Genomic DNA, 23,896 nt, shown 5'->3' with positions numbered 1-23,896 from the left:
TCGGCGCGGAGGGGACTCGCGGAGGATGGGGGCACGCTACCGTTGCGGGCGTGAGCACCACCCCGACCCGCGTCTTCGTGGCCCGGCTCGTCGGGCTGCCGATCTTCGACCCCCAGGGCGACCAGGTGGCCAAGGTGCGCGACCTGGTGGTCGCGCTCCGTACGGAGACGAGCCAGCCGCGCGTCCTCGGCATGGTCGCCGAGGTGTTCGGCCGACGCCGGATCTTCGTGCCGATGACCCGGATCACCGCGATCGACAGCGGTCAGGTCCACACGACCGGGCTGCTCAACATGCGCCGGTTCGAGCAGCGCTCGACCGAGACGCTCGTGATGGGCCAGATGCTCGACCGCACCGTGACGATCCGCGAGACCGGCGTGACCGGCGTCGTCTACGACGTGGCGATGGAGCAGGCCCGCAACCGCGACTGGGTGCTCTCGCGCGTCGCCGTGCAGGAGCCGAGCAAGGGCTTCCGGCGGCGCGGCCAGACCCACGTCGTGGAGTGGCGTGACGTCACCGGCCTGACGCGGCACGAGCCCACGCAGGGCGCCACCCACCTCATCGCCGCGCTCAACGACATGCGCCCGGCCGACGCGGCCAACATGATCCACGACCTGCCGGCGGAGCGGCGTACGGCCGTCGTCGCCGCCCTCGACGACGAGCGCCTCGCCGACGTGCTCGAGGAGCTCCCCGAGGAGGACCAGGTCGAGATCCTCGAGCACCTCGACTCCGAGCGTGCTGCCGACATCCTCGAGGAGATGTCGGCCGACGACGCCGCCGACCTCATCGCCGACCTCAACCCCGAGACCGCCGCCACGCTGCTCGGGCTGATGGAGCCCGAGGAGGCCGAGGACGTCCGGCGCCTGATGTCCTACGCCGACGACACGGCGGGCGCGATGATGACGCCCGAGCCGGTCATCCTCTCCCCCGACGCCACCATCGCCGACGCGCTCGCCCACGTCCGCAACCCCGAGCTCACCCCGGCCCTCGCCGCCCTGGTCTACGTCTGCCGCCAGCCGTTGGAGACGCCGACCGGCAAGCTCCTCGGCGCCGCCCACATCCAGCGGCTGCTCCGGGAGCCGCCCTCGACCCTGGTGGCCGCCGCGCTCGACGAGTCGATGGACCCGCTGCGGCCGGACGCGTCGATGGACCAGGTGGCGGCGCACCTGGCCACCTACAACCTGGTGGCAGCACCCGTCGTCGACGACGAGGGCCGACTGCTGGGCGCGGTCACGGTCGACGACCTGCTCGACCACATGCTGCCCGAGGGCTGGCGTGACCGGGCGCCGCGTCCCGGCCGGATCAACGGCGGGCCGAGCGCCGGGAGGGCCGGGTGAGCGAGAACCGCCGTCCCCGCCTGGACACCCCCCGCGAGACCCGGCGCCCGATCGTGCGGCGGCCGTCGGTCGACGCCGACGCCTTCGGTGTCTTCGCCGAGTCGTTCGCCCGCTACATGGGCACCGCGAAGTTCCTGCTGTGGATGACGATGTTCGTCGCGGCCTGGATCTGCTGGAACGTGCTGGCTCCCGCGGACCTGCGCTTCGACGAGTTCCCGTTCATCTTCCTGACGCTGATGCTCAGCCTCCAGGCGTCCTACGCCGCACCCCTGATCCTGCTCGCCCAGAACCGCCAGGAGCAGCGCGACAAGGTGATCGCCGAGCAGGACAGGCAGGCCAACGCCCGCGCCCACGCCGACATGGAGTTCCTCGCCCGAGAGGTGGCCTCGCTGCGGATGTCGGTCGGCGAGGTCGCCACCCGCGACTTCCTCCGGTCCGAGCTCCGCGTTCTGCTCGGTGACATCGAGGACCTCTCGCGCCGCGAGCCGGAGGACGAGCCGGGACCGTGATCCCACGGGGTGGCTCGTAGACTTCTGCATCATGAGCACCCCCACGCAGCAGCAGGTGATGGACGCCCTGGCGACCGTCAACGATCCCGAGATCAAGCGGCCGATCACGGAGCTGGGGATGGTGGACACCGTCGAGGTGGCCGACGACGGCTCGGTCGCGGTCCACGTGCTGCTCACCGTCGCCGGGTGCCCGCTCAAGGACACGATCAACCGCGACGTTACCGCGGCCGTCACGAAGGTCCCGGGCGTCGCGTCGATCGACCTCACCCTCGGCGTCATGACGGCCGAGCAGCGCGCCGGCCTCAAGGAGATCCTGAGCGACGGGCGCGCCCAGCGCGAGATCCCCTTCGCCCAGCCCGGCTCGCTGACCAAGGTCTACGCCATCGCCAGCGGCAAGGGCGGCGTCGGCAAGTCGTCGGTCACGGTCAACCTCGCGCTCTCGCTCGCCGCGCAGGGCCTCAAGGTCGGCATCGTGGACGCCGACATCTACGGCCACTCCGTGCCGGCCATGCTGGGCGTGGCCGACACCCGGCCGACGCAGGTCGACGACCTGATCATGCCGGTCCCCACGCCCAGCGGCGTCTCGGTCATCTCCATCGGCATGCTCAAGCCCCGGCGCGACCAGGTGGTCGCGTGGCGCGGCCCGATGCTCGACCGCGCCCTCGTGCAGATGCTGGCCGACGTCTACTGGGGCGACCTCGACGCCCTCCTGCTCGACCTGCCCCCGGGCACCGGCGACGTCGCCATCTCGCTCGGCCAGCACCTCCCGAGCGCCGAGGTCGTGGTCGTCACGACGCCGCAGGAGGCGGCCGCCGAGGTCGCCGAGCGCGCCGGCACCATGGCCTCGATGATGCACCAGCGGGTGGTGGGCGTGGTCGAGAACATGAGCTACCTCCCCTGCCCGCACTGCCCGCCCGAGGACGACCACCGCCTCGAGGTCTTCGGCTCCGGCGGTGGCGACCGCGTGGCCCGGACCCTCTCCGAGCGGTTCGGCTACGACGTGCCCGTGCTCGCCCGGATCCCGCTGGACATCTCGCTGCGTGAGGGCGGCGACGTCGGCAAGCCGATCGTGGAGGCCGACCCGTCCGCTCCCGCCGCACGCGAGCTGACGCGGGTCGCCGAGACGCTGGCGGGCCGCGGCCGCGGGCTCGCCGGCATGCAGCTCGGGCTCACGCCGTCGAGCAAGTTCTGACCACGTCCCGATCACGGTTCCGGCCAGGCAGTAGGTTCTGAGGCATGTTCGACGTCGGGCTCCTCGAGCTGGCCGTGATCGCGCTCGTGGCGGTCATCGTGCTCGGTCCGGACAAGCTGCCCGACCTCGCGCGACAGGCGGCCCAGCTGCTCCACCGCGCCCGCGGATTGGCCCACAACGCCCGCGACGAGCTCCGCAACGAGCTCGGCCCGGACTACGCCGACCTCGAGCTGCGCGACCTCGACCCCCGCTCGATCGTGCGCAAGCACATCACCGAGGCGATGGCCGAGGTCGACCGCGAGCAGGCGCAGGCAGCCCTGCAGTCCAGGCTCCCCGACGGGCAGGTCCCGCCGTACGACGTCGAGGCCACCTGAGGGCTCGCGGGCCGGGTCAGTCGTCGCGGCTCTGCACGGCGACGAGGCCGGCGTAGGGCACCAGGAAGGCCTCACCCGAGGTGGCGCGCCCCTCGAGGAAGTCGGCACCGACGCGGTCGACGTACGCCTCGTGGCGGGTGCCGTCGGCGAGGTGGACCAGGCACCGGGCCCCGGCGTCCGCGAGGCGGCGCAGCGCGGCCCGCAGGCCGAGCCGGTCGACCGGGGACCACGCCACCTCGGGCACCGAGCGCTCGCTGGCCGCGCGCACGCCGGTGACCGCGCGCAGCGGGACGATCCAGTCCTGGCCGGTCGCGTCGAGGAGGCACCACTCCTCCCCCACCCGGGCCAGCCGCCCCTCGAGCCGGCCGACGTGCGGGAGGTCGAGGACCACGTCGCGACCGCGGGAGGCCATCAGGCGGCTCGCGAGGGTGACGGCGGCGTACTCGGTGCGCGCCCGGTCGGCGAGCTCGGCCTCGCGGTCGGCCTCCCACGCCGCGGCGGCCTGGCCCTCGAGGTCGTCGAGCAGCGCGAACAGGTCGTGCTCCCAGGACATGCCGCCGAGCCTAGCCAGCCGGGAGGACGACCTCGCAGGTGCTGGTGTCCGGCCGGCACCGGGCCAGCCTCTCGGTCTGTCCGTCCTCGGACGCCAGGACGGCCAGCAGCTGGTCCGCGGACTCCCACCGGAAGCCCGGCGCGAGGAAGACCCAGCCGTCCGGGGCGGTGAGCCGGCCCGCGGCTGAGCCGTCACGCCGCTGCACCTGCAGCTCAGGGATGCCCGACGTCTCACCTCCGAGCGTCCCCGGTGGCGCGTAGGCGATCCACTGCTCCCCCGCCTCCAGCACGTCGTGGGTCGGGAGCGGGCCGAGCCGGGTCAGGGTGCCGTCGCTGTCGATCGTGGCGAGGTAGGGGGAACCCTGCTGGCCGTCGGTGCGGTCGTAGCGGCCCTCGTTGACGACGAGACCGGCGTCGGTGCTGCCGACCACCACCTGCCCCGGGGCGGTCTCGGCGAGGTCGACCGTCGCGTTGTCGACCAGTGGGCGCCACAGCCACTGGAAGTGCGGCCCGCCCGCGACGACCAGGCCGTCGTCGGTGACGGCCACCGCCCGGGGCGGCGGGCTCGACCCGCCGCGGGGCAGGTCGACGCCGCCGAGGCCCTCACCGGCCCACTCGGTGTCGGCCCCGACCAGCGTCCAACCGCCGTCGGGCTCGGTGAGCACGTGAGCCGTGTAGCCACCACTGGGCGAGATGACGACCGACTGGTCGACCTGGCCGTCGATGCGCTGGGGCTCCTCGTCGAAGCCCCACCACCAGGTGCGGTCCTCGCGCAGGGCGATCCAGTGCGTGCCGCGCCCGCCCGCGGCGTACCACCGGCCGGGCACGTGGTGCCCGCCCACGTAGAGGTCGCCGCCGACCGCCACGGGGAGCGTGACCGGCGGTCCGGCCTCCTGACCCGCCGGCTCCGCTGCCGCAGGGCCGTCGGCGCCCTGCTGCGCTCCGCAACCGGCCCCAGCGGTGATGAGCGCGGCGGTGGTCGCCGCCCCGATCAGGGCTCGCACTGTCCTCGTCCTCATGGCCTCGTCCCCCTTCACCCCGGGAGACGTCGGACGCACCGCGTCGGTTGCGCCTCCGACCGAGACCTTGTGGAGGAAGCGTTGACACCATCGGCCAACGTTCGTTGAATGAAGCAAACGCACGCAAACGAAAGGATCGCGTGATGTCTCGGGAGCTCGTCGGGCGCGCACGGCCGTACGCCGTCTGGGTCGGCGTCACGGCCGCGGCGACCGCGGCGGCACTGACGGTGCCCGGCGCCTGGCGGGCCGCAGCGGGGGCGAGCGTCTCCGCGGGTGCCGACCAGGTGCTGGTGGCGGCCTGCGCGACGGGCCTGGCCCTGTCCCTGGCGTGGCTCTGGCTCGTCACCTCGCTCACGGTCGCCCAGGTCGTGGCGGGCTCGGTCCCGCGGGGCGGCGGCGCCGCCCGCCGGCTGGTCCTCCTCGCGTGCGGCGTGGCCGTCGCCGCCGGCACGACGCTCCCCGCGCACGCCTCCGGCGGCGGGGATGCCGAGGTGCTGGTGGGTCTCCCGCTGCCCGAGCGTGCCGTCGCGTCGACCACGACCCGGTCGCCCGGCACTGCCCCGTCCCCCGCGGCCCAGGGCGACCACGTGGTCCGGGCCGGCGACTCGCTGTGGTCCATCGCCCGGGCGCACCCCGCGCCCGGCACGGACGTCGAGTCGCGCTGGCGCGAGATCTGGCGCCTCAACCGGGACGTCGTCGGCGCCGACCCCGACCTGATCCACCCGGGCCAGGCACTCCGCCTGCCCGACACCGAACCGACCGCCGAGAAGGACGGAGAACGACGATGAGCACACCCGACACCGCCGAGGCCGAGGTCATCGTCCTCCGGCCGAGCGCCGGCGTGGCCAGCGTGCAGGGCGCGCTCGCCCTGGACCTTACCCCGCGCACCGCTCCCCCGCGCCCCCGCCTGCGCAGCACCCGCGCGAGCGACCTGGCCGACCTCGAGCGCGCCTCGCGGGAGCAGGTCGACGCGTTCGTCGGGCGCTACCTGCAGGCCGCGGTCGAGATCGCCGCCGGCGACCGACCCGTCGCCCAGCTGCTCCGCCACACCGTCCCGGAGGTGTTCGACGCGCTGTCGGGCCGCGCCCGGGCGGTCACCGCCGCAGGCGGCCTCGCGCCGGGCCGGGTCCGGGGACCCAACCCGGCGCGGCCGGTCGTGGTCGGCGTACGCACCGCCCTGATCCGCAGCGACGCGGTCGAGGCCAGCGCGCACGTGCGCTACGGCCGCCGCTCGCGCGCGGTCGCCGCACGCTTCGAGGTCGTGCGGGACCGGTGGCAGTGCGTGGCGATCTGCTGGGGCTGACGCCCCGTCCGTGCGCCGGTCAGCCGCCCATGGTCGCGCGGCCGGTGGCGCCACCGGGGGCACCGTGGCAGCGCTTGAACTTCTGTCCCGAGCCGCAGGGGCACAGCGAGTTGCGGCCGACGCCGGCGAACGGGTCGTCCTCGGCGTCCGGGGCCGCGTGGACCTCGGCCTCGCCGTCCTCCGACGGCGCGGTGTAGGACAGGTTCTGCGGGCGGCTGGGCTTGTCGAGGCCCTTGGCCCGGATGGTGGGCGTGTGCTGCGCCTGCTGCTGCGGCTGGGCGCCCGGCGCGTGGGCCGCCGCCTGCGCGAAGTCGATCTGCGGGGTGGCCGCCGACACCTGGGGGGCGACCTGGGCCGGCTCCACCTCGTCCTCGTCGTCCTCCACCTCGACCTGGAGGTTGAAGAGGAAGCCGACCGACTCCTCCTTGATGCCGTCCATCATGGCGGCGAACATGTCGAAGCCCTCGCGCTGGTACTCCACGAGCGGGTCACGCTGGGAGTAGGCCCGCAGGTAGATGCCCTCGCGGAGGTAGTCCATCTCGTAGAGGTGCTCGCGCCACTTGCGGTCGAGCACGGAGAGGACGACGCGGCGCTCGAGCTCGCGCTGCACCTCCTCGCCCATCTCGTCCTCGCGGCGGTCGTAGGCCTCCTGCACGTCCTTCTGCAGGTCCTCGATGAGCCGCTCGCGGCTGAGCCCCTCGACTCCACCGGCCTGCTTGACCAGGCCCTCCTTGGTCAGGCCGACCGGGTAGAGCTGGTTGAGGGCCGTGAACAGGCCGTCGAGGTCCCAGTCCTCGGCGTAGCCCTCGGTCGCGCCGCGGACGTAGCCGGCGATGACGTCGTCGAGGAAGCCGCGGATCTGCTCGCCGAGGTCGGCGCCCTCGAGCACCCGGCGGCGCTCGGCGTAGATGACCTCGCGCTGGCGGCTCATCACGTCGTCGTACTTGAGGACGTTCTTGCGCGACTCGAAGTTCTGCGACTCGATGTTGGCCTGGGCGCCGGCGATGGCGTTGCTGACGCGCTTGGCGTCGATCGGCACGTCGTCGGGGACCTTGAGCACGGTGAGGATGCGGTCGACCCACTCCGACTTGAACAGGCGCATCATCTCGTCCTGCAGCGACAGGTAGAACCGGGACTCGCCCGGGTCGCCCTGGCGGCCGGAACGTCCGCGGAGCTGGTTGTCGATGCGGCGCGACTCGTGGCGCTCGGTGCCGACGACGTAGAGGCCGCCGAGCTCCTTGACCTCGTCGTGCTCGGCCGCGACCTGGGCCTTGATCCGCTCGACCATCGCGGGCCAGGCGGCGTCGTAGTCCTCCGCGGTCTCCACGGGGTCGAGGCCCTGCTTGCGCAGCTCCTGGTCGGCGAGGAAGTCGACCGAGCCGCCGAGCATGATGTCGGTGCCTCGACCGGCCATGTTGGTGGCGACGGTGACGGCGCCCTTGTGGCCGGCGAGCGCGACGACCTTGGCCTCGTCGGCGTGCTGCTTGGCGTTGAGGACCGTGTGCGGGATGCCGCGCTTCTTGAGCAGGTTGGAGAGGTACTCGGACTTCTCCACCGAGACGGTGCCGATCAGGATCGGCTGGCCCTTCTCGTGGCGCTCGGCGATGTCGTCGGCGACGGCCTCGTACTTGGCCTCCTCGGTGCGGTAGACGAGGTCGACGTTGTCGACGCGCTGCATCGGGCGGTTGGTCGGGATCGGGACCACGCCGAGCTTGTAGATCTTGTCGAACTCCGAGGCCTCGGTCATGGCCGTACCGGTCATGCCGGAGAGCTTGGTGTAGAGGCGGAAGTAGTTCTGCAGGGTGATCGTGGCGAGGGTCTGGTACTCCTCGCGGACGGTCACGCCCTCCTTGGCCTCGATGGCCTGGTGCAGGCCGTCGTTGTAGCGGCGGCCGGACAGGATGCGGCCGGTGTGCTCGTCGACGATGAGCACCTCGCCGTCCATGACGACGTACTCCTTGTCCTTGCGGAACAGCTCCTTGGCCTTGATGGAGTTGTTGAGGAAGGAGATGAGCGGGGTGTTGACCGAGTCGTAGAGGTTGTCGATGCCGAGGTGGTCCTCGACCCGGGTGATGCCGGGCTCCAGCACCGAGATGGTGCGCTTCTTCTCGTCGACCTCGTAGTCGGTGTCGCGGACCATCGAGCGGGCCACCTTGGAGAACTCGGCGTACCACTTGACCTCGTCCTGGGTCGGGCCGCTGATGATGAGGGGGGTGCGCGCCTCGTCGATGAGGATCGAGTCGACCTCGTCGACGATCGCGAAGTTGTGGCCGCGCTGGACACACTCGGCGACCGAGTCCGCCATGTTGTCGCGCAGGTAGTCGAAGCCGAGCTCGTTGTTGGTGCCGTAGGTGATGTCGCAGGCGTAGGCCTCGCGACGCTCAGCGGGGCGCATCGACGGCAGGATCACGCCAGTGGTCAGGCCGAGGAAGTGGTGCACGCGGCCCATCTGCTCGGACTGGAACTTGGCGAGGTAGTCGTTGACGGTGACGACGTGGACGCCCTTGCCCTCGAGGGCGTTGAGGTAGGACGGCAGCACGGCGACGAGCGTCTTGCCCTCACCGGTCTTCATCTCGGCGATGTTGCCGAGGTGGAGCGCCGCCGCGCCCATGACCTGCACGTCGAACGGACGCATGCCGAGCACGCGCTTGCTCGCCTCGCGGACGGTGGCGAAGGCCTCCGGCATGATGTCGTCGAGCGTCTCCCCGTTGGCGAGCCGCTCGCGGAACTCGTCGGTCATCCCGCGGAGCTCCTCGTCGGTCATCTTGACGAAGTCGTCCTCGATGGCGTTGACCGCCTTGGACACGGACTCGAGCTCACGGAGGATCTTGCCCTCGCCGATGCGGAGGAGCTTGTCGATGATGGCAGGCACGAGTGGTAACTGTACCTACCCCGCCAACGCGTGACCCAATGCGTGCGACAGGTCACCCCGCTCGCCCACTACCACGTCGTCGAGGCCGAGCCAGTCGGCCATCCGCCGCAGCTCGGCCGCCAGCTCGTGGGCGGTCTCGGGAGGGGCGCCCGCCTCCGCGAACGCGCCCGGGACCAGCAGCCGTCCGGCGGCCCGGTCGGCCTTGAGGTCGACCCTGCCGACCAGCCGGTCGCCGAGGAGGAACGGCAGCACGTAGTAGCCGTGCACGCGCTTGTCGGCGGGGACGTAGATCTCGATCCGGTAGAAGAAGTCGAAGAGCGCCTCGGCCCGCGCCCGCTCCCACACGACGGGGTCGAAGGGGCTGAGCAGGGTGCGTGCGCCCACCCGCCGGGGCAGCCGGGCGTCGCGGTGGAGCCACGCCTGCCGCTTCCACCCCTGCACGGTCACCGGGATCAGCTCGCCGTCCTCGACGAGCTCGTCGATCGCCACCTTGACGCTCGCCTTCCCGGGCGCGGGCTGCAGCCGCAGGCGGTAGTAGTCGGCCAGGCACGGTCCGCTGGCCACCCCGTGCGAGCGCGCGGCACGGCGGACGAGCTCGGTGACCGCCTCCTGCGGCGTCGGCGTGGGCGCGGCGAGCACGCTCGGGGGCAGGACCCGCTCGGGCACGTCGTAGACCACCTCGAACTGGCTGTTGCGCCCGGCGACGGCGACGTCGCCCACGAGGTAGAGGTAGTCGAGGACCTTGCGCGCCTCGGACCAGTTCCAGCCCCAGTGCTCCTTGGTGCGGGGACCGGTGCTGAACTCGTCCTCCAGGTCGCGCGCGGTGACCGGCCCCCGGTCACGGACGGCGTCGAGCACCCGCGGCTCGAGCGCCTCGTCGGCGGTGAAGCCCCACTTGCCGCGCTCGGCGCGGTACTTCTCCATCCGGTGCCGCATCAGCGGCCACAGGTCCACCGGCATGAGCGCCTGCACGTGCGCCCAGTACTCGACGAGGCGGCGCGGTCGCCGCGGGGTGCCGTGCTGGGCACGACGCAGGAGGTCGACGTCGTAGGGGCCCATCCGCGAGTAGAGCGGCATGAAGTGCGCGCGCTGGAGGACGTTGACCGAGTCGACCTGGAGGACGCCCGTGCGCGCCAGGGTCCGGTCGAACGTCGCCATCGTGGGCGTGGCATGGGTCCGGTCGGTGAAGCCCTGGGCGGCCAGCGCGATGCGACGGGCCTGGAGCTGCGTGAGCTGGTCCACGCCGCGAACTCAACCAGAGGCGTACGACAACCGGGTCGCTCAGGGAAGGTCGAGCAGCTTCTCGCGCATGGCGTACATGACGGCCTCCATGCGGGAGTGGAGCTGCAGCTTCTCCAGGATGTTGCGGACGTGGTTCTTGACCGTGTTCTCGGAGATGAAGAGCTCCTTGGCGACCTCACGGTTGTTGAGCCCCTTGGCCACGAGGCGCAGGACCTCGAGCTCACGCTCGGTGAGGCGCAGCGCCGGTCCCTGCTCGCGCTCGGGCTTGGACATCTGCTTGAACTCGTCGATCAGCTTCACGGCCATCGACGGGCTGATCAGCGACTGGCCCTCGTTGACGACGCGGATGGCCTGGGCGACCTCCTCGATCGAGGAGTCCTTGAGCAGGTACCCGGCGGCACCGTTCTTGACCGACTCGTAGAGGTCGGCCTCCTCGTCGGAGACGGTGAGCATGATGATCTTGGTGGCCGGCACGGCCTCCTTGATCGCGCGGCACGCCTCGACGCCGGTGCGGCGCGGCATCCGCACGTCGAGCAGGATCACGTCGGGCGCGGTGGTGATCGCCAGCTCGGTGGCGGTGATGCCGTCGGCCGCCTCGCCGACCACCTCGATGTCGGCGTCCCCGCCCAGCAGCATGATGAGGCCACGTCGGAAGAGCTCCTGGTCGTCCACGACGAGGACGCGGACGGGTTCGGTCCCAGCTGATGTCGCCTCGGTCACGCGCGCATCATGTCATGCGCGCGCGACCGGGGGCAGGGGTCGGTTCAGTCCACCTCGAGGGAGATGACCCCGTAGTCGTAGCCGCGCCGTCGGTATACCACCGCGGGCCGCTCGCTCTCCTTGTCGACGAAGAGGTAGAAGTCGTGCCCCACGAGCTCCATCTCGTAGAGGGCCTGGTCAAGGGTCATCGGGACTGCGCTGTGGGACTTCTCGCGGACCACGAGCGGTCCGTCACCCGTCACCGTGATCGGGCCGACCTTGCGCTCGACGACGGCCTCGTCGTCGGCGGGGGCGTCCTCGACCTCGGGCATCGCGGCGAGGGCCTCGCCCACGCCGACGTGGGTGTTGCGGCCCTTGTGCACGCGGCGGCGGTCGGCAGCGCGACGCATCTGCGCCTGCATCTTGTCGAGGGCCAGGTCGAGGGCGCCCATCTTGTCCTCGGCCGCGGCCTCGGCGCGGATCACCGGCCCCTTGGAGAAGGCGGTGAGCTCGACCTTCGTCGACCGGTCGTGCTGGCGGGGGTTCTTCTCGAGCCCGACCTCGACCTGGACGCGCATGATGCGGTGATCGTGCTTCTCCAGACGGCTGAGCTTCTCGGACACGTGCTCGCGGAACCGGTCGGACACCTCGCAGTGCCGCCCCGTGACCACAACCTCCATGTGAACCTCCTCAACTAGCGAACGGTCCGCACCCCTCCATTTCGCCGCGGCGGCACACCCGCCGGGGCAGGGTGGGATGGAGCCCGCCCGGCCGACCTGGTCTTCGACCCCACAACCGCCTGCTGAAGCGTTCGCGACTTCTCCGTCACTACTGGCCTTCTCCCGGCTTCCGGCACATCTGGCGCCGGAGTCGAGGCAGGACTTACTTCTAAGCCGCACCGTGATCGTCCGACGGACGTCGGGCTGCTGAGCAGCGCGGTGCCCGGGGACTTACGTGGACCGTTTCGCCTGCGACTGGCATCGGCTTGCCGCGGGTCCGGCCTGTCGCTGCACCTGACGGTGACGCGCACAGCCCTCTCCGTGACGCAACCACGGACCCGGGCGGACTCCATGACAAGACGCTAGCCCCTCCGCCGTCCCGATCCAACCGCGGGGTCACCTGTCGAGCCAGCGGCACTCGCTCCACCGGCGCCGCGGCGCCGGGTGGCCGCCACGGCAACGACCGCGGCGGGCGGCAGGCCCACCGCCTCGAGCGCCCGCTGGGCCTCCCGGGCGGTCGAGCCGGTGGTCAGCACGTCGTCGCAGACGAGCACGTGGGCCCGGCTCCACCGGCGCCCGGCGCGCGCGAGCGCGGCGGTGCGGCAGTGCATCGAGCCGGCCACGTTGGCGGCCCGGTCCCCCGCGTCGAGGCCGGCCTGGTCGGCGGCACCGCGCGAGACCAGCAGGGGCACGACCGCCGCGGGTCGCTCGCGGCGGACCCGGGTGCAGGCCCTGCGCACCAACGCCTCGGTGGCCTCGTAGCCGCGACGCCGACCCGCGCCCGGCCGCGACGGCACCGGGACCAGCAGCAGCGGCACCGCGGGGTCGAGGTGGGCGGCGGCGCCGTGGACCGCGTGCGCCAGCAGGTCGCCCAGCACCCGGCGGTGGCCCCACTGGCCGCGGTCCTTGTGGCCCACCACCAGCGCCTTGACCGCGCCGTCGTACGCCTCCGCGACCCACGGCGTCACGAGCCCCTCCGGCACCGGGCTCGGCCACGCCACCCGCGCGCGGGTCGAGAGGCCGTCGCGGCAGGTCGGGCACAGCATCCGGCCCGGCAGGTCGCAGCCCACGCACCGGCTGCCGAGGAACAGGTCGAGGGCCTCGTCGAGCACCCGGCCATGGCAGCAGGAGGCGTCGTACGACGGCAACCGCCGGCGCGTCGCCTGTGGATCAGCCGACGTAGGTCAGCGACGTCAGGCCGGGCGGCAGGTCGGGCACCGAGCGCTCGGGGCGGGTCAGGGCGAACACGTCGCGCCCGGCGACGGCGTAGGCCTCGACGAGGTCGACCGGGCTGGACACGAGCGTGCGGATGCGCCCGCGCAGGGTCGTCGTGCCGCCGGTCGAGATCTCGCCGGGAGCACCGTCGACGGAGACCGTGCGCACCTGCGAGAGGCCCTCGGTGATGATGTCGCGCAGCACCGACACGGTCGTCGGCGAGCGCCACGCGATGTCGCGGATGCGCGCGGTGCCCTCGGTCGGCTCCGACAGCACCTGGGGCTCGGTGAACCCGACCACCGCGCCGCCGGCGTCGTGCCGGACGCGGACCGAGACGACGCGGTCCGTCTTGCCGGCGCGGACGACGGCGACCAGCCGGCTGCCGTCGCGCGAGACGATCATCTCGGTGAGGCGGCGCCCGGTGAGCCCGGGCACGGGCATCTCCTCGGTCTCCCCGTCGACGACCTGGAACACCCGCGCGCGGCCGTCGTTGCGGTCGAGCACCCAGATGCGGTCGCGGTAGTCCCAGTGCGGCGCGGTCAGGTCGACGGCCCCGGCGATGACGGTCGTCACCTCGCCGGTGGGCGACTCGGCCGGCGCGACCACCAGGTCCGAGCCGGTGGCGGTGACCCCGGCCACGCGGACGCCGGAGAGGCTGGCGCCGATGGAGCGCAGGTCGTAGCCGGAGTCGTCCTGCCCGAGGGGGCCGAGCGTGGGTGCGAGCTCGCCCATCGGGCCGGTCACGACGCGTCCCTCGTCGAGCGCGAAGAGGTCGGTCGTGGCGGGCACGCCGTTGGGGTCGTAGCCGCTGCCGAACTGCAGGCTCACCTGCGGGGAACCGCTGGGCCCGACGATGGTCCGACCGCCGATGCTGAGCTGGACCGCGCCGATGCGCGGCTCCTGCCGCAGCGTCCAGACGAGCTGGGCGAGCATCCGCTGCGCGGTCAGCTCGTCCACGGAGTCCGGGTCACCCGAGAGCGAGACCTGCGCGACCCCGGAGGTGATCGGCACCGAGAGACCCGCCTGGGTGCCCGGCGGGAAGTAGCTGCGCGTGACGTCCTGCATCTGGGCGGACGACCTGGTGAGCAGCCCCCGCACCAGCGACGACGCGAACTGGTCGCCGCGAGGGACGAACACCGGCTGGGGGACCATGATCTCGGTCGTGGGGTCGAAGTAGTAGAGGGAGGCCCGCTCGTACCAGTCGTCGAACCACGAGTCCGGGACGATGAGGGCGTCGGGCACCTCGTCGATGCGCCACTCCCCGTCCTCCTTGACCAGGCCGAGCGAGAGGGTGCCGCCGCCGCGGGTGCGCTGCCAGGCGCCGCGCGCGTCGTAGGTGTTGACGTCGGTCAGCGACACGCGGACCGACGTGCCGGCCGTGGGGTCCCCGAGCTCGGCGTAGGTGATGATCTGCTGCTCGGGCACCCACGCCTCCGCCGCCTCCCGCGAGAGGAACTGGCGCGCGACGCTGACGCTCACCGGGGTGGCCTTCATCGCCTCGAAGAAGCCCTCGACGATCTCGGCGGTCGCCTGCCCGGCCTGCGGCGGGCGGGGGTCGAAGGAGATGCCGGGCGCGTCCTGCGAGCTGCCGGTCCCCTCCGACTCGACGACCGGGCCCGAGGTCGGCATCCGCACGCAGCCCGCCAGCAGCGCGGCGACGGCCACCAGGACGGCGAGCCGGGCGACCCGCGTCACGGGCATGGAAGGACGCCGCTTCATGCGGTCTCCCGTGCGTCGACGGGCACCAGCGGCAGCGGCGAGTGGCGCAGCTGGGTGCCGAGCCGGCGCGGCAGCGTCAGGCGGAACTGGGCGCCCTCCCCGGGACGGCCCCATGCCTGGAGCCAGCCGCCGTGGAGGTGGGTGTCCTCGAGCGAGATCGAGAGGCCGAGCCCGGTCCCGCCGCTGGTGCGGGCGCGCGCCGGGTCGGCGCGCCAGAACCGGTTGAAGACCATCGCGGACTCGCCGGGCCCGAGGCCCACCCCGTGGTCGCGGACCGCGATGGCGGCCGACTGGAGGTCGGCGGCGACGAAGATCTCGACGTCGCGGCACTCGGCGTGGTCGATGGCGTTGGTGACCAGGTTGCGCACGATCCGCTCCACCCGGCGTACGTCGGCCTCCGCGACGCACGGCGAGCCGGGGTCGTGCAGCACCACGCGGGTGTCGCGCTGCGCCGCGAGCACGGAGGTCATGTCGACCACGCGACGGGCGACGTCGACGAGGTCCACGTCCTCGGTCTCGAGCACCGCGGCGCCGGCGTCGAAGCGGCTGATCTCGAGCAGGTCGGCCAGGAGCGTCTCGAAGCGGTCGAGCTCCTTCTGGAGCAGCTCGGCCGCACGGCCGGTGACCGGGTCGAGGAAGGGCTTGGCGTCGTGGATGACGTCGCTGGCCATCCGCACGGTCGTGATGGGGGTCCGCAGCTCGTGGGAGACGTCGGAGACGAAGCGTCGCTGGAGCCGGCTGAGCTCCTCGAGCTGGCGGATCTGCTTCTGGAGGTTGGAGGCCATCTGGTTGAACGAGGTCGCGAGCCGCGCCAGGTCGTCCTCGCCGGTGACGCGGAGCCGCTCCTGCAGCTGGCCCGCCGCGAGGCGCTCCGCGACCCGGCGGGCCATCCGGATCGGCGTCACGACCTGGCGGGTGACCAGCCAGGTCAGCCCCGCCACGAGCAGCAGCAGCGGCACGCCGGCGATGAGCATGGCGCGGGACACCAGGGCGAGCGTCTCCTGCTGCTCGGCCAGCGGGTAGAGGTAGTAGAGCGTGTAGGTGTTGTCGTCGGCAGGCAGGCGGATCTGGCTGCCCACCACGATGCCCGGACCCTCGGGGAGGCCCTGGATCGGCCGGGTCGTGCGGATGTCGGTGAAGGTCCAGGCCGTCGGGGAGAGCGAGTCGAAGCGGGCCTCGAGGGTCTCCGGGACGCTGGACAGGTCGAGGCCCTCGGTGAACTTCGCGCCGCCGTCCGCCAGCCGGAGTCCCTCGTTCACCGGCGGCGACAGCACCACGGCGAAGCCGCGCGTGGTCCCGCGGGCCTGGATCGGCTCGACGAGCGCCTGCTGCTGGGCCGACTCGTCGGCGTCGATGCCGGGCGTGGCGGCGAGCGCCGCGCGGGCCGCCGCGGTCTCGCCCTCGGCCTCCTGCACGACGGCCTCGACGCGGTGGTCGAGGAGACCGTCGCGGGTCTGCTGGATGAGGAACCAGCCGACGATGCCGACGACGGCCGCGGAGAGCAGGACCGTGCTGACCACGACGCGCGCCTGCACCGAGCGCCGCCAGAAGGCGGGCCCGTGCCTCAGCACCGGTGGGAGCCGGTCACGCATGCTCACCGGCGGCCCCTAGGACTTGCCGGCCTTGTAGCCCACGCCGCGGACGGTCACCACGACCTCCGGGTTCTCCGGGTCGTGCTCCACCTTGGAGCGCAGCCGCTGCACGTGCACGTTGACCAGGCGGGTGTCGGCGCTGTGGCGGTAGCCCCAGACCTGCTCCAGCAGGACCTCGCGCGTGAACACCTGCCACGGCTTGCGGGCGAGGCAGACCAGCAGGTCGAACTCGAGGGGCGTGAGGTTGATCGGCTCGCCCGCCCGGGTCACCGAGTGGCCGGCCACGTCGATGGACACGTCGCCGATGGTCAGCCCCTCGTCGGGGGTGACGTCGTTGCGACGGACGCGCGCGCGGACGCGGGCGATGAGCTCCTTGGGCTTGAACGGCTTGACGATGTAGTCGTCGGCGCCGGACTCGAGGCCGACGACGACGTCGATGGTGTCGCCCTTCGCGGTCAGCATCACGATCGGCACGCCGGACTCGGCGCGGATCTCCTTGCAGACGTCGATGCCGTCCTTGCCGGGCAGCATCAGGTCGAGCAGCACCAGGTCGGGCCGGTAGTCGCGGAAGGCGTCGAGGGCCACGTCACCTCGCCCCACGATGCGGCTGTCGAACCCTTCCTGCCGCAGCACGATGGAGAGCATCTCCGCCAGGGAGGGGTCGTCGTCGACGACGAGCACGCTGCCGCGCGCTGGTTCGGCGAAGTCGGTCATGGCGCCAGTCTATTGGGGCACCACGACCGACCTCAGCCGAACGCGTGCGCGGATCAGTAGCGGTAGTGCTCGGGCTTGTACGGGCCCTCGACCGGGACGCCGAGGTAGGCGGCCTGCTCCTTGGAGAGCTCGGTCAGCTCGACGCCGAGGGCGTCGAGGTGCAGCCGGGCGACCTCCTCGTCGAGGTGCTTGGGCAGCACGTGCACGCCCAGCTCGTAGGAGTCGGCCTTGGTGAACAGGTCGATCTGGGCCAGCACCTGGTTGGTGAAGGAGTTCGACATGACGAACGACGGGTGGCCGGTGGCGTTGCCCAGGTTGAGCAGGCGGCCCTCCGACAGCACGATGATCTTCTTGCCGGGCTTGCCGTCCTCGCTGGGGAAGATCCACTGGTGGACCTGCGGCTTGATCTCGTCCTTGACGATGCCGGGGATCTTGGCCAGGCCCGCCATGTTGATCTCGTTGTCGAAGTGACCGATGTTGCCGACGATCGCCTGGTGCTTCATCTTGTGGAAGTGCTCGACCGTGATGATGTCGAAGTTGCCGGTCGTGGTGATGAAGATGTCGGCGGTCTCGACGACCGAGTCGAGGCGCTTGACCTCGTAGCCGTCCATCGCGGCCTGCAGCGCGCAGATGGGGTCGATCTCGGTGACGATGACGCGCGCACCCTGGCCGCGCAGCGACTCCGCGGAGCCCTTGCCGACGTCGCCGTAGCCGCAGACGACCGCGACCTTGCCGCCGATCATCACGTCGGTGGCGCGGTTGATGCCGTCGACGAGCGAGTGGCGGCAGCCGTACTTGTTGTCGAACTTGGACTTGGTGACCGAGTCGTTGACGTTGATCGCCGGGAAGAGCAGCGTGCCCTCCTTGAAGCGCTCGTAGAGGCGCAGGACGCCGGTCGTGGTCTCCTCCGAGACGCCCTTCACCATCGGCGCGCGGTTGGTCCAGCGCTGCGGGTCGGTCTCCAGCGAGCGGGCCAGGACGCGCAGCACCTCCTTGAACTCCTCGTTGTCCGTGGAGTCCTGCGAGGGGACCTTGCCGGCCTTCTCGTACTCGACGCCGAGGTGGAGCAGCATCGTGATGTCGCCGCCGTCGTCGAGCAGCATGTTGGGACCGCCCTCGGCGAAGTCGAAGACCTTCTCGGCCTCGTCCCAGTACTCGGCGAGGGTCTCACCCTTCCACGCGAAGACCGGCACGCCCTGCGGGTTCTCGGGGGTGCCACCCTTCGACGGGGGGCCGACGACCACCGCAGCGGCGGCGTGGTCCTGGGTGGAGAAGATGTTGCAGGTGGCCCAGCGGATGTCCGCGCCGAGGGCCGCGAGGGTCTCGATCAGCACGGCGGTCTGGATCGTCATGTGCAGCGAGCCGGCGATGCGCGCGCCCTTGAGCGGCTGCTCCTTGCCGTAGCGCTCGCGCATGGCCATCAGGCCCGGCATCTCGTGCTCGGCGAGCTCGATCTCCTTGCGGCCGTAGGCGGCGAGGTTGAGGTCGGCGACGTTGAAGTCCATCGGTTGTCTCCTGGTGTGGTGGAGCCGTCTGCGCCGCACATCTGTGCGTCCTCGGGATCTCCCGCGCGGACCAGAAGAGAGTAGGACCGCCGTCAGCGATTCGGAGAATCCTCGGCGGGCGGGTCGGCGGGCGCCTGTCCGGACTCCCCGCCGTGACCCGCACCACGCCCGTCACCGTGCCCGTCACCGTGCCCGTCACCGTGACCGCCGACGCCGACGGCGCGCAGGGCGTACAGGACCACGAAGCCGACCACGAGGCCGACGAGGGCCGAGACGAGCGTGTTGAGCAGCCACCCCGCGAGGCTGCCGAGCGCCCCGCCGATCGCGTGGTGCACGTCCTCCTCCCAGTGGTGCAGGAGGTCGTACGGCGCGTGGAGGGCGTCGCCGACGGCCGTGCCCTCGAGCAGGCCGTCGTGACCACCGATCTCGTAGAGGCTGACCAGGAAGATGTGGCCGCCGACCCACAGCATGGCCAGCGTGCCGATCAGGGAGATGCCGGCGAGCAGCTTCGGCATGAAGCCGACCATCCAGAGCCCGACCCGCTGCGAGCCGCGGGAGTCGCGCTTTGACAGGGCGAGCCCGACGTCGTCCATCTTCACGATCAGTGCGACGACGCCGTAGACCAGCACGGTGATGAGCACGGCGACGACCGCCAGCACGATCGCGCGCATCCAGATGCTCGCGTCGGGGTCGGAGCTGACGACCTCCTTGAGCGCGATCACCATGATCTCGGCGCTGAGGATGAAGTCGGTGCGCACGGCGTTGGCGATGGTGCGCTTCTCGTGCTCGGGGGTGAACTCACCCGCTTCGGAGACGTCCTCCTCGGCCTCGGTGGCGTGCCCGGTGAGGCGCTCGTGCACCTTGTGGGCGCCCTCGTAGGCGAGGAAGCCACCGCCGAAGATCAGGATCACCGGCAGCAGCCACGGGAGGAACTGCCCGAGCAGCACCGCGGCGGGGAGGATGAAGAGCAGCTTGTTGCGCAGGGAGCCGATCGCGATCTGCTTGATGATCGGCAGCTCGCGCTCCGCGGCCGAGCCGTGGAGGTACTGCGGCGTGACGGCGGTGTCGTCGACCACGACGCCGGCGGCCTTGGCGCTGGCCCGGCCGGCGGCGGCGCCCACGTCGTCCGCGCTGGCGGCTGCGATGCGCGCGAGTGCGGCGACGTCGTCGAGGAGGGCGAACAGTCCGCCGGCCATGGGTGATCCTCCGGGTCAGTGGGTCGGAGGCTGCAGCCTATCGGCGGGGCGTACGCCGACCGCCCGCACGGGAGCGCGGGCTCAGGCGTCGACGGTGCGGCGCATCACCCGGCGCCACTTGGCGATCCGCCGGTCCCGCACGAAGCCGAGCTCCTCGTAGAGCGACTCCGGGCCGGTGTGCAGGTAGGCGCCGCGCTGCGGCTTCCGGTCGACCACCTGCTCCGGGTACGCCTCGACGACTCCCCCGCCGGCCGCGGCGATCTCGGCGAGCACGGCCGTCACCGCGGCCCGCGCGACGCCCCTCCCGCGGTGCTTGCTGCCGGTGAAGATGCAGCCGATCCGCCACTGCGGCAGGGTCACGAGCTCCTTCTCGTAGGCCGCTGCGTTCTTGATGCGCGGCAGCTCGTCGGGCGTGCCGAACTGGCACCAGCCGACCGCCTCGCCATCGTCGTACACCAGCACCTGGTGCACGGTGCCCCGCTCGGTGTGCTCCCGCTTCGCGATCCGGTGGTCCTCCGCGGTCCCGGCCAGGCCCTCGGGGTGGAACCCGATGCACCAGCACCCGCCCCACACGCCGTTGTTGGCCTCGACGAGGGCCGCGAAGTCGGCCCAGGTGTCCGGGGTGAGCAGCCGGGTCTCGTACGACGGCGTGTCGGTCATGTCGCCACGGTAGGACCAGTTCCGGACGGATCCGGGTCGTAGGCGTAGGTCAGCAGCTCGGCGTGGGGCGGCATCGGGCCGCGGCTGCGCTCCCCGGTGTCGACCCACCCGCCGGATCGTCGACCTCCTAGTGCCACCGCCGGGCCAGCACCTCTCGCGGGAAGGGATGGGCGTCCTGCGGGAACACCTGCGACAGCCCCGCGACCGAGGAGCGGGGGTACGCCCGCACCCCGAACACCATGCAGGCAGTTCGCTCCCCTACGAGCCAGCTCGAGCGTGGCGTCGGCGGACCGATGGCCGAACTGCCTGCACGGTGCACCGGCGCGGTTGGACCCGTGATCGGTGTCGGTGGCGCCGGGCACACTCGAGCCCATGGATGCGCGAGCCCTGCTGACCCGACTCGCCGACGTCATCGACGCCCACGACTGGGAGGCGCTGCCCGACCTGCTGCACCCCGGCTTCACCTGCCGGCTGGTGCACACGGACGAGGTCTTCGACCGTGAGGCGTGGGTGCGCCTCAACGCCGACTACCCCGGCTTCGAGCACCTGCACCTCGAGGACCTCGTCGCGGACGGCGACCGTGCGGTCCTGCGGGCGCGGGTGACAGGCACGGGCAGCGCCGGGGAGCGCCTCGAGTTCGCAGTGGCGAGCTTCGCGACCGCGCGCGACGGCCTAATCTCCGAGCTCGTCGAGGTCTGGACCGACGTGGACCAGGAGCCCCCGGACGGGACGCGGTCGTAGCCTGACCGGGTGCTGCCCGAGCCCACCGCCCGCCTGCGCTTCCGGCACATGACGAGGTCCGACCTCGACGACGTCCTGGCGCTCCTCGTCGCGTTCGACCCGATGCGCGGCGACCGCCCGCCCAGCACCCGCGACGACGCCGTGCGCTGGATCGAGTGGCAGGAGCGCAACCACGCCGAGCACGACTTCGGGCTCTGGGTCGTGGAGACCCACGACGGCGCGTTCGTCGGCGACTGCGGCCTCACCGTCCAGGACGTCGAGGGCGTCCCCCACGTCGAGGTCGGCTACCACCTGCTGCCGGCGATGCGCAGCCACGGCTACGCCACCGAAGCAGCCCGGTCCGTGCGCGACTGCGCGGCCGCCCACGGGGTCGACCACCTCGTGGCGCTCATCCGGCCGGACAACGCGCCCTCGCAGGCGGTCGCCCGTCGCCTCGGCATGGAGGTCGAGCGCACCGCCCACGTCCACGGGGGCGACGCATGGGTGTTCGGGATGCGGCTCCAGCGGTCCTGACGACACCTCGCGAGAAGCGTCAGATCACCGTCGACTGCTCGAGCTCCCGCGCCGTGACGATCCCCGACCCGAGGTCGACGGCCGCAAGCTCCCTACTCGTCGACGAGGCCGACGCGGAGGTACTCCGCGGCGTAGGTGCCGGTGAGCAGCAACGAGGCGTACCGAGCGACCTCGGCGTCGGCGTCGGTCTCGAGCACCTCGACGCGGACGCCGTGTCGCGCGGCGGCGGCCTTCAGCTCGCCCGTCTGCGCGCGGACGATCGGGTCATCGGTCCGGTCGTCGAGGATCAGTAGCAGCGGGCGCAGGTCGCCGGGCTCGTCGGTGATCGGGTCGGCGAACACGTCGCGCGGCCTGGTCGCCTCGATCACGGGGAGCAGGTGCTCGGCGTCACCGGCGATCGCCGAGCGACCGCTCGTGCGGCGCAGCGACTCGGCCAGGCGCCGGGCGGCGCGGGCGGCGAGGACGGATCCGCCCCAGACGAGCGGGTTCGTGTCGGCCATCGTGATCGCGAGCATCTTGGCCGGGTTGACCGCGAGGTCGCGGTGCGGCGAGCACTCCTCCGCGACCCGGTCGAGCGACGCGGCGACCGACTCGGCGTCGGCGCGCGGACCGAGGTGGACGTGGGCGAGGTAGTCGAGCACGACGACGGCGGTGGCGAGCTGGTCGCCGGTCACCGTCGGCAGCACCGTGACGTGGCGTCCGGCGGCGTGCTCCCCGACGAGCGAGCGCTCGGGGCACGCGACCACGACCTGCGCGCCGCGGCGTACGGCCTCGGCGACGGCCGACGCCGACCCGTGGTCGTTGCCCTCGGGCGCGAGCATGACGACGAGGTCGAGCGACCCCGCCCAGCCGGGGAGCCCCGGGTTGGGCCACGCCACGAACGGCACCGGGCACCACGGCTCGAGCACCGCGCGCAGCAGCCGGGAGTCGGGCCCGGCCGCGATCACCGCGCGCGGACGGGCCTCGTCGCGACCGCGCGCGATCGCCTCCGCGGTCGCCGCCGCGGACTCGTGGGCCTCGCGGCGCACCCGGGCACCGCTCTCGGCGAGCGTGCGCAGCCGGAGGTCGACCGTCTCCAGCACCCCGGGGTCGTCCAGCCGGGCCTCGTCGAACCAGGTCGCCACCGCGAGCTCCTCAGCGCTCAGGCGGGCTTGCGGGCCTCGTCGACCAGCAGCACCGGGATGTCGTCGCGGACCGGGTAGGCGTTGCCGCACCCCTGGCACACGAGCTCCTCGACGCCGTCGGGCGCGGGCGACAGCTCGCCGTGGCAGGCCGGGCAGACGATGATGCTCAGCAGCTGCTGGTCGATGTTCACGCCGATGATCCTAGGGGGTGCCGGCACCGGTCAGTCAGTGGGCGTGAGCACCCGGAGGTGACCGCGCTTGGCGCCGCGGGTCGCGTCGTCGGTGGAGTGCAGCGGCACGGGGGCCGGGGCGGGGCGCGCCGCCTCGCGGACCGCGTCGGCCAGCGCGAGCAGGTCGTCGCTGCTCGGGCCCTGGGCCTTCGGGTCCGGCGCCAGCCGGAGCACCTCCCAGCCGCGCGGCGCCGACAACCGCTCGCTGTGCACCTCGCAGAGGTCGTAGGCGTGCGGCTCGGCGTACGTCGCCAACGGACCCAGCACAGCGGTCTGGTCGGCGTAGACGTAGGTCAGCGTGTTGACCGCGGGACGGCCACACGCCGTCCGCGAACAACGACGGGCAAGGCTCACGGCGCCGACGGTACCCGGCGCACGCACGCGCGGCGCTTAGGCTCGCGGCGTGGACATCGGGGTGGGCAGCGACACGGGCGGCGAGCGCGACGGGGAGGCCCGGCGCCGCACCCGCGACCGCAGGGGGCGCGGCATGCGCGGCCCGGGTGTGGCACCCGCCCGTCCGGGCACCCCGGCCCTGCGGACGGCGCGGCAGCGTTTCGACCAGCTCGTGCTCGACGTGGTGACGCCCCTCGACGAGCGGTGGCACCGCCACCTCGGGCTGGTGGAGTACGCCGTCGAGGACGCGCCCATGCTGCCCGACGACTGGGGCGACGAGACCGTCCCGCTGTCGTCGCTGGTGCGCGGCAAGGGCCAGCAGCCGACCCGGCTGGTGATCTTCCGCCGGCCGATCGAGCACCGCTCGACCTCGCGCGACGAGCTCGAGGCGATGGTCCACACCGTCGTCGTGGAGCAGCTCGCCGAGCTGCTCAACCTCACGCCCGGCCAGGTCGACGAGCGGTACGCCGACTGATCCC

Annotated in this window: 25 protein-coding genes; 9 read left to right on the top strand and 16 right to left on the bottom strand. The window is 72.4% G+C overall.

Annotation, left to right across the window (positions count from 1 at the left end; translation table 11 throughout):
• Nucleotides 1-50 precede the first annotated feature (50 nt).
• The 4 genes from NYO98_RS04045 to NYO98_RS04030 are packed head-to-tail and all read left to right on the top strand — an operon-like array spanning nucleotide 51 to nucleotide 3,409.
• Nucleotides 51-1,334, top strand: coding sequence for a magnesium transporter MgtE N-terminal domain-containing protein (locus NYO98_RS04045; RefSeq protein WP_268110242.1), 1,284 nt, complete (start codon nucleotides 51-53; stop codon nucleotides 1,332-1,334).
• Nucleotides 1,331-1,843: a DUF1003 domain-containing protein gene (locus NYO98_RS04040; RefSeq protein WP_268110241.1), complete on the top strand. Its 513-nt coding sequence runs from the start codon at nucleotides 1,331-1,333 to the stop codon at nucleotides 1,841-1,843. Before NYO98_RS04045 ends, NYO98_RS04040 begins: the two co-directional genes overlap by 4 nt.
• Before the next feature lie 31 nt (nucleotides 1,844-1,874).
• Nucleotides 1,875-3,035 (top strand): Mrp/NBP35 family ATP-binding protein, encoded by a 1,161-nt coding sequence (locus NYO98_RS04035; protein ID WP_268110240.1) that lies wholly within the window; start codon nucleotides 1,875-1,877, stop codon nucleotides 3,033-3,035.
• A 44-nt stretch (nucleotides 3,036-3,079) separates the two neighbouring features.
• The gene (locus NYO98_RS04030) at nucleotides 3,080-3,409 is read left to right on the top strand and encodes a sec-independent translocase (protein ID WP_268110239.1); all 330 of its coding nucleotides are present in this window, start codon (nucleotides 3,080-3,082) and stop codon (nucleotides 3,407-3,409) included.
• A 16-nt stretch (nucleotides 3,410-3,425) separates the two neighbouring features.
• On the opposite strand, the gene NYO98_RS04025 is transcribed toward NYO98_RS04030, so the two are convergent.
• Together NYO98_RS04025 and NYO98_RS04020 are read right to left on the bottom strand one after the other, a co-directional pair.
• The gene (locus tag NYO98_RS04025; protein ID WP_268110238.1) at nucleotides 3,426-3,962 is read right to left on the bottom strand and encodes a hypothetical protein; all 537 of its coding nucleotides are present in this window, start codon (nucleotides 3,960-3,962) and stop codon (nucleotides 3,426-3,428) included.
• Nucleotides 3,963-3,972: 10 nt separating this feature from the next.
• Nucleotides 3,973-4,965: a hypothetical protein gene (locus tag NYO98_RS04020; protein ID WP_268110237.1), complete on the bottom strand. Its 993-nt coding sequence runs from the start codon at nucleotides 4,963-4,965 to the stop codon at nucleotides 3,973-3,975.
• A 158-nt stretch (nucleotides 4,966-5,123) separates the two neighbouring features.
• On the opposite strand from NYO98_RS04020, the gene NYO98_RS04015 reads away from it, so the two are divergent.
• Together NYO98_RS04015 and NYO98_RS04010 are read left to right on the top strand one after the other, a co-directional pair.
• On the top strand, nucleotides 5,124-5,768 hold the full coding sequence (locus NYO98_RS04015) for a LysM peptidoglycan-binding domain-containing protein (RefSeq protein ID WP_268110236.1): 645 nt from the start codon (nucleotides 5,124-5,126) through the stop codon (nucleotides 5,766-5,768).
• Entirely contained in the window at nucleotides 5,765-6,283 is a 519-nt protein-coding gene (locus NYO98_RS04010; protein ID WP_268110235.1) for an Rv3235 family protein, read from the top strand. Before NYO98_RS04015 ends, NYO98_RS04010 begins: the two co-directional genes overlap by 4 nt.
• A 19-nt stretch (nucleotides 6,284-6,302) precedes the next feature.
• On the opposite strand, the gene secA is transcribed toward NYO98_RS04010, so the two are convergent.
• The 11 genes from secA to NYO98_RS03955 form a co-directional block, all read right to left on the bottom strand.
• Nucleotides 6,303-9,155, bottom strand: a complete 2,853-nt coding sequence (gene secA, locus NYO98_RS04005; protein ID WP_268110234.1) for a preprotein translocase subunit SecA — start codon at nucleotides 9,153-9,155, stop codon at nucleotides 6,303-6,305.
• A 15-nt stretch (nucleotides 9,156-9,170) separates the two neighbouring features.
• Nucleotides 9,171-10,397: a winged helix-turn-helix domain-containing protein gene (locus NYO98_RS04000; protein ID WP_268110233.1), complete on the bottom strand. Its 1,227-nt coding sequence runs from the start codon at nucleotides 10,395-10,397 to the stop codon at nucleotides 9,171-9,173.
• Nucleotides 10,398-10,436: 39 nt separating this feature from the next.
• The gene (locus NYO98_RS03995) at nucleotides 10,437-11,117 is read right to left on the bottom strand and encodes a response regulator (protein WP_268110232.1); all 681 of its coding nucleotides are present in this window, start codon (nucleotides 11,115-11,117) and stop codon (nucleotides 10,437-10,439) included.
• A 44-nt stretch (nucleotides 11,118-11,161) separates the two neighbouring features.
• A complete protein-coding gene (hpf, locus tag NYO98_RS03990) occupies nucleotides 11,162-11,776 on the bottom strand; it encodes a ribosome hibernation-promoting factor, HPF/YfiA family (protein WP_268110231.1) in 615 nt (204 codons plus the stop codon).
• Between the two features lie 401 nt (nucleotides 11,777-12,177).
• Nucleotides 12,178-12,927, bottom strand: a complete 750-nt coding sequence (locus tag NYO98_RS03985) for a ComF family protein (protein ID WP_268110230.1) — start codon at nucleotides 12,925-12,927, stop codon at nucleotides 12,178-12,180.
• Nucleotides 12,928-12,985: 58 nt separating this feature from the next.
• Nucleotides 12,986-14,749: a GerMN domain-containing protein gene (locus tag NYO98_RS03980; RefSeq protein WP_268110229.1), complete on the bottom strand. Its 1,764-nt coding sequence runs from the start codon at nucleotides 14,747-14,749 to the stop codon at nucleotides 12,986-12,988.
• A complete protein-coding gene (gene mtrB / locus NYO98_RS03975; RefSeq protein WP_268110683.1) occupies nucleotides 14,746-16,341 on the bottom strand; it encodes an MtrAB system histidine kinase MtrB in 1,596 nt (531 codons plus the stop codon). The genes NYO98_RS03980 and mtrB overlap by 4 nt, the downstream gene beginning before the upstream one ends.
• Nucleotides 16,342-16,356: 15 nt before the next feature.
• Nucleotides 16,357-17,055: an MtrAB system response regulator MtrA gene (mtrA, locus tag NYO98_RS03970; protein WP_268110228.1), complete on the bottom strand. Its 699-nt coding sequence runs from the start codon at nucleotides 17,053-17,055 to the stop codon at nucleotides 16,357-16,359.
• Nucleotides 17,056-17,108: 53 nt separating this feature from the next.
• Nucleotides 17,109-18,560: an adenosylhomocysteinase gene (gene ahcY / locus NYO98_RS03965; protein WP_268110227.1), complete on the bottom strand. Its 1,452-nt coding sequence runs from the start codon at nucleotides 18,558-18,560 to the stop codon at nucleotides 17,109-17,111.
• Between the two features lie 92 nt (nucleotides 18,561-18,652).
• Nucleotides 18,653-19,756 carry a DUF808 domain-containing protein gene (locus NYO98_RS03960; protein WP_268110226.1) on the bottom strand — a complete coding sequence of 368 codons (1,104 nt, stop codon included), beginning with the start codon at nucleotides 19,754-19,756 and terminating at the stop codon, nucleotides 18,653-18,655.
• A gap of 81 nt (nucleotides 19,757-19,837) precedes the next feature.
• The gene (locus NYO98_RS03955) at nucleotides 19,838-20,416 is read right to left on the bottom strand and encodes a GNAT family N-acetyltransferase (RefSeq protein ID WP_268110225.1); all 579 of its coding nucleotides are present in this window, start codon (nucleotides 20,414-20,416) and stop codon (nucleotides 19,838-19,840) included.
• Between the two features lie 372 nt (nucleotides 20,417-20,788).
• Here NYO98_RS03955 and NYO98_RS03950 point away from each other — a divergent pair, with 372 nt between their 5' ends.
• Nucleotides 20,789-21,157, top strand: coding sequence for a nuclear transport factor 2 family protein (locus tag NYO98_RS03950; protein ID WP_268110224.1), 369 nt, complete (start codon nucleotides 20,789-20,791; stop codon nucleotides 21,155-21,157).
• A 9-nt stretch (nucleotides 21,158-21,166) separates the two neighbouring features.
• Nucleotides 21,167-21,670 (top strand): GNAT family N-acetyltransferase, encoded by a 504-nt coding sequence (locus NYO98_RS03945; protein WP_268110223.1) that lies wholly within the window; start codon nucleotides 21,167-21,169, stop codon nucleotides 21,668-21,670.
• A 92-nt stretch (nucleotides 21,671-21,762) separates the two neighbouring features.
• Here the strand turns inward: NYO98_RS03945 and NYO98_RS03940 are convergent, their stop codons facing one another.
• Genes NYO98_RS03940 through NYO98_RS03930 form a run of 3 tightly spaced genes read right to left on the bottom strand, consistent with a single transcriptional unit; the run spans nucleotide 21,763 to nucleotide 23,378 of the window.
• Nucleotides 21,763-22,794: an SIS domain-containing protein gene (locus tag NYO98_RS03940; protein WP_268110222.1), complete on the bottom strand. Its 1,032-nt coding sequence runs from the start codon at nucleotides 22,792-22,794 to the stop codon at nucleotides 21,763-21,765.
• 17 nt (nucleotides 22,795-22,811) lie between these two features.
• Nucleotides 22,812-22,985 carry a Trm112 family protein gene (locus NYO98_RS03935; RefSeq protein ID WP_300050609.1) on the bottom strand — a complete coding sequence of 58 codons (174 nt, stop codon included), beginning with the start codon at nucleotides 22,983-22,985 and terminating at the stop codon, nucleotides 22,812-22,814.
• Nucleotides 22,986-23,015: 30 nt separating this feature from the next.
• On the bottom strand, nucleotides 23,016-23,378 hold the full coding sequence (locus NYO98_RS03930) for a DUF3499 domain-containing protein (protein ID WP_268110221.1): 363 nt from the start codon (nucleotides 23,376-23,378) through the stop codon (nucleotides 23,016-23,018).
• 49 nt (nucleotides 23,379-23,427) lie between these two features.
• Here NYO98_RS03930 and NYO98_RS03925 point away from each other — a divergent pair, with 49 nt between their 5' ends.
• Nucleotides 23,428-23,892, top strand: a complete 465-nt coding sequence (locus NYO98_RS03925) for a metallopeptidase family protein (protein ID WP_268110220.1) — start codon at nucleotides 23,428-23,430, stop codon at nucleotides 23,890-23,892.
• The last annotated feature ends 4 nt before the right edge of the window (nucleotides 23,893-23,896 follow it).

The organism is Nocardioides pini (assembly GCF_026712185.1).
Taxonomy (GTDB): Bacteria; Actinomycetota; Actinomycetes; order Propionibacteriales; family Nocardioidaceae; genus Nocardioides; species Nocardioides pini.
The sequence above is the reverse complement of the archived record's forward strand: the minus strand, read 5'-3'. Positions and strand labels throughout refer to the sequence as shown.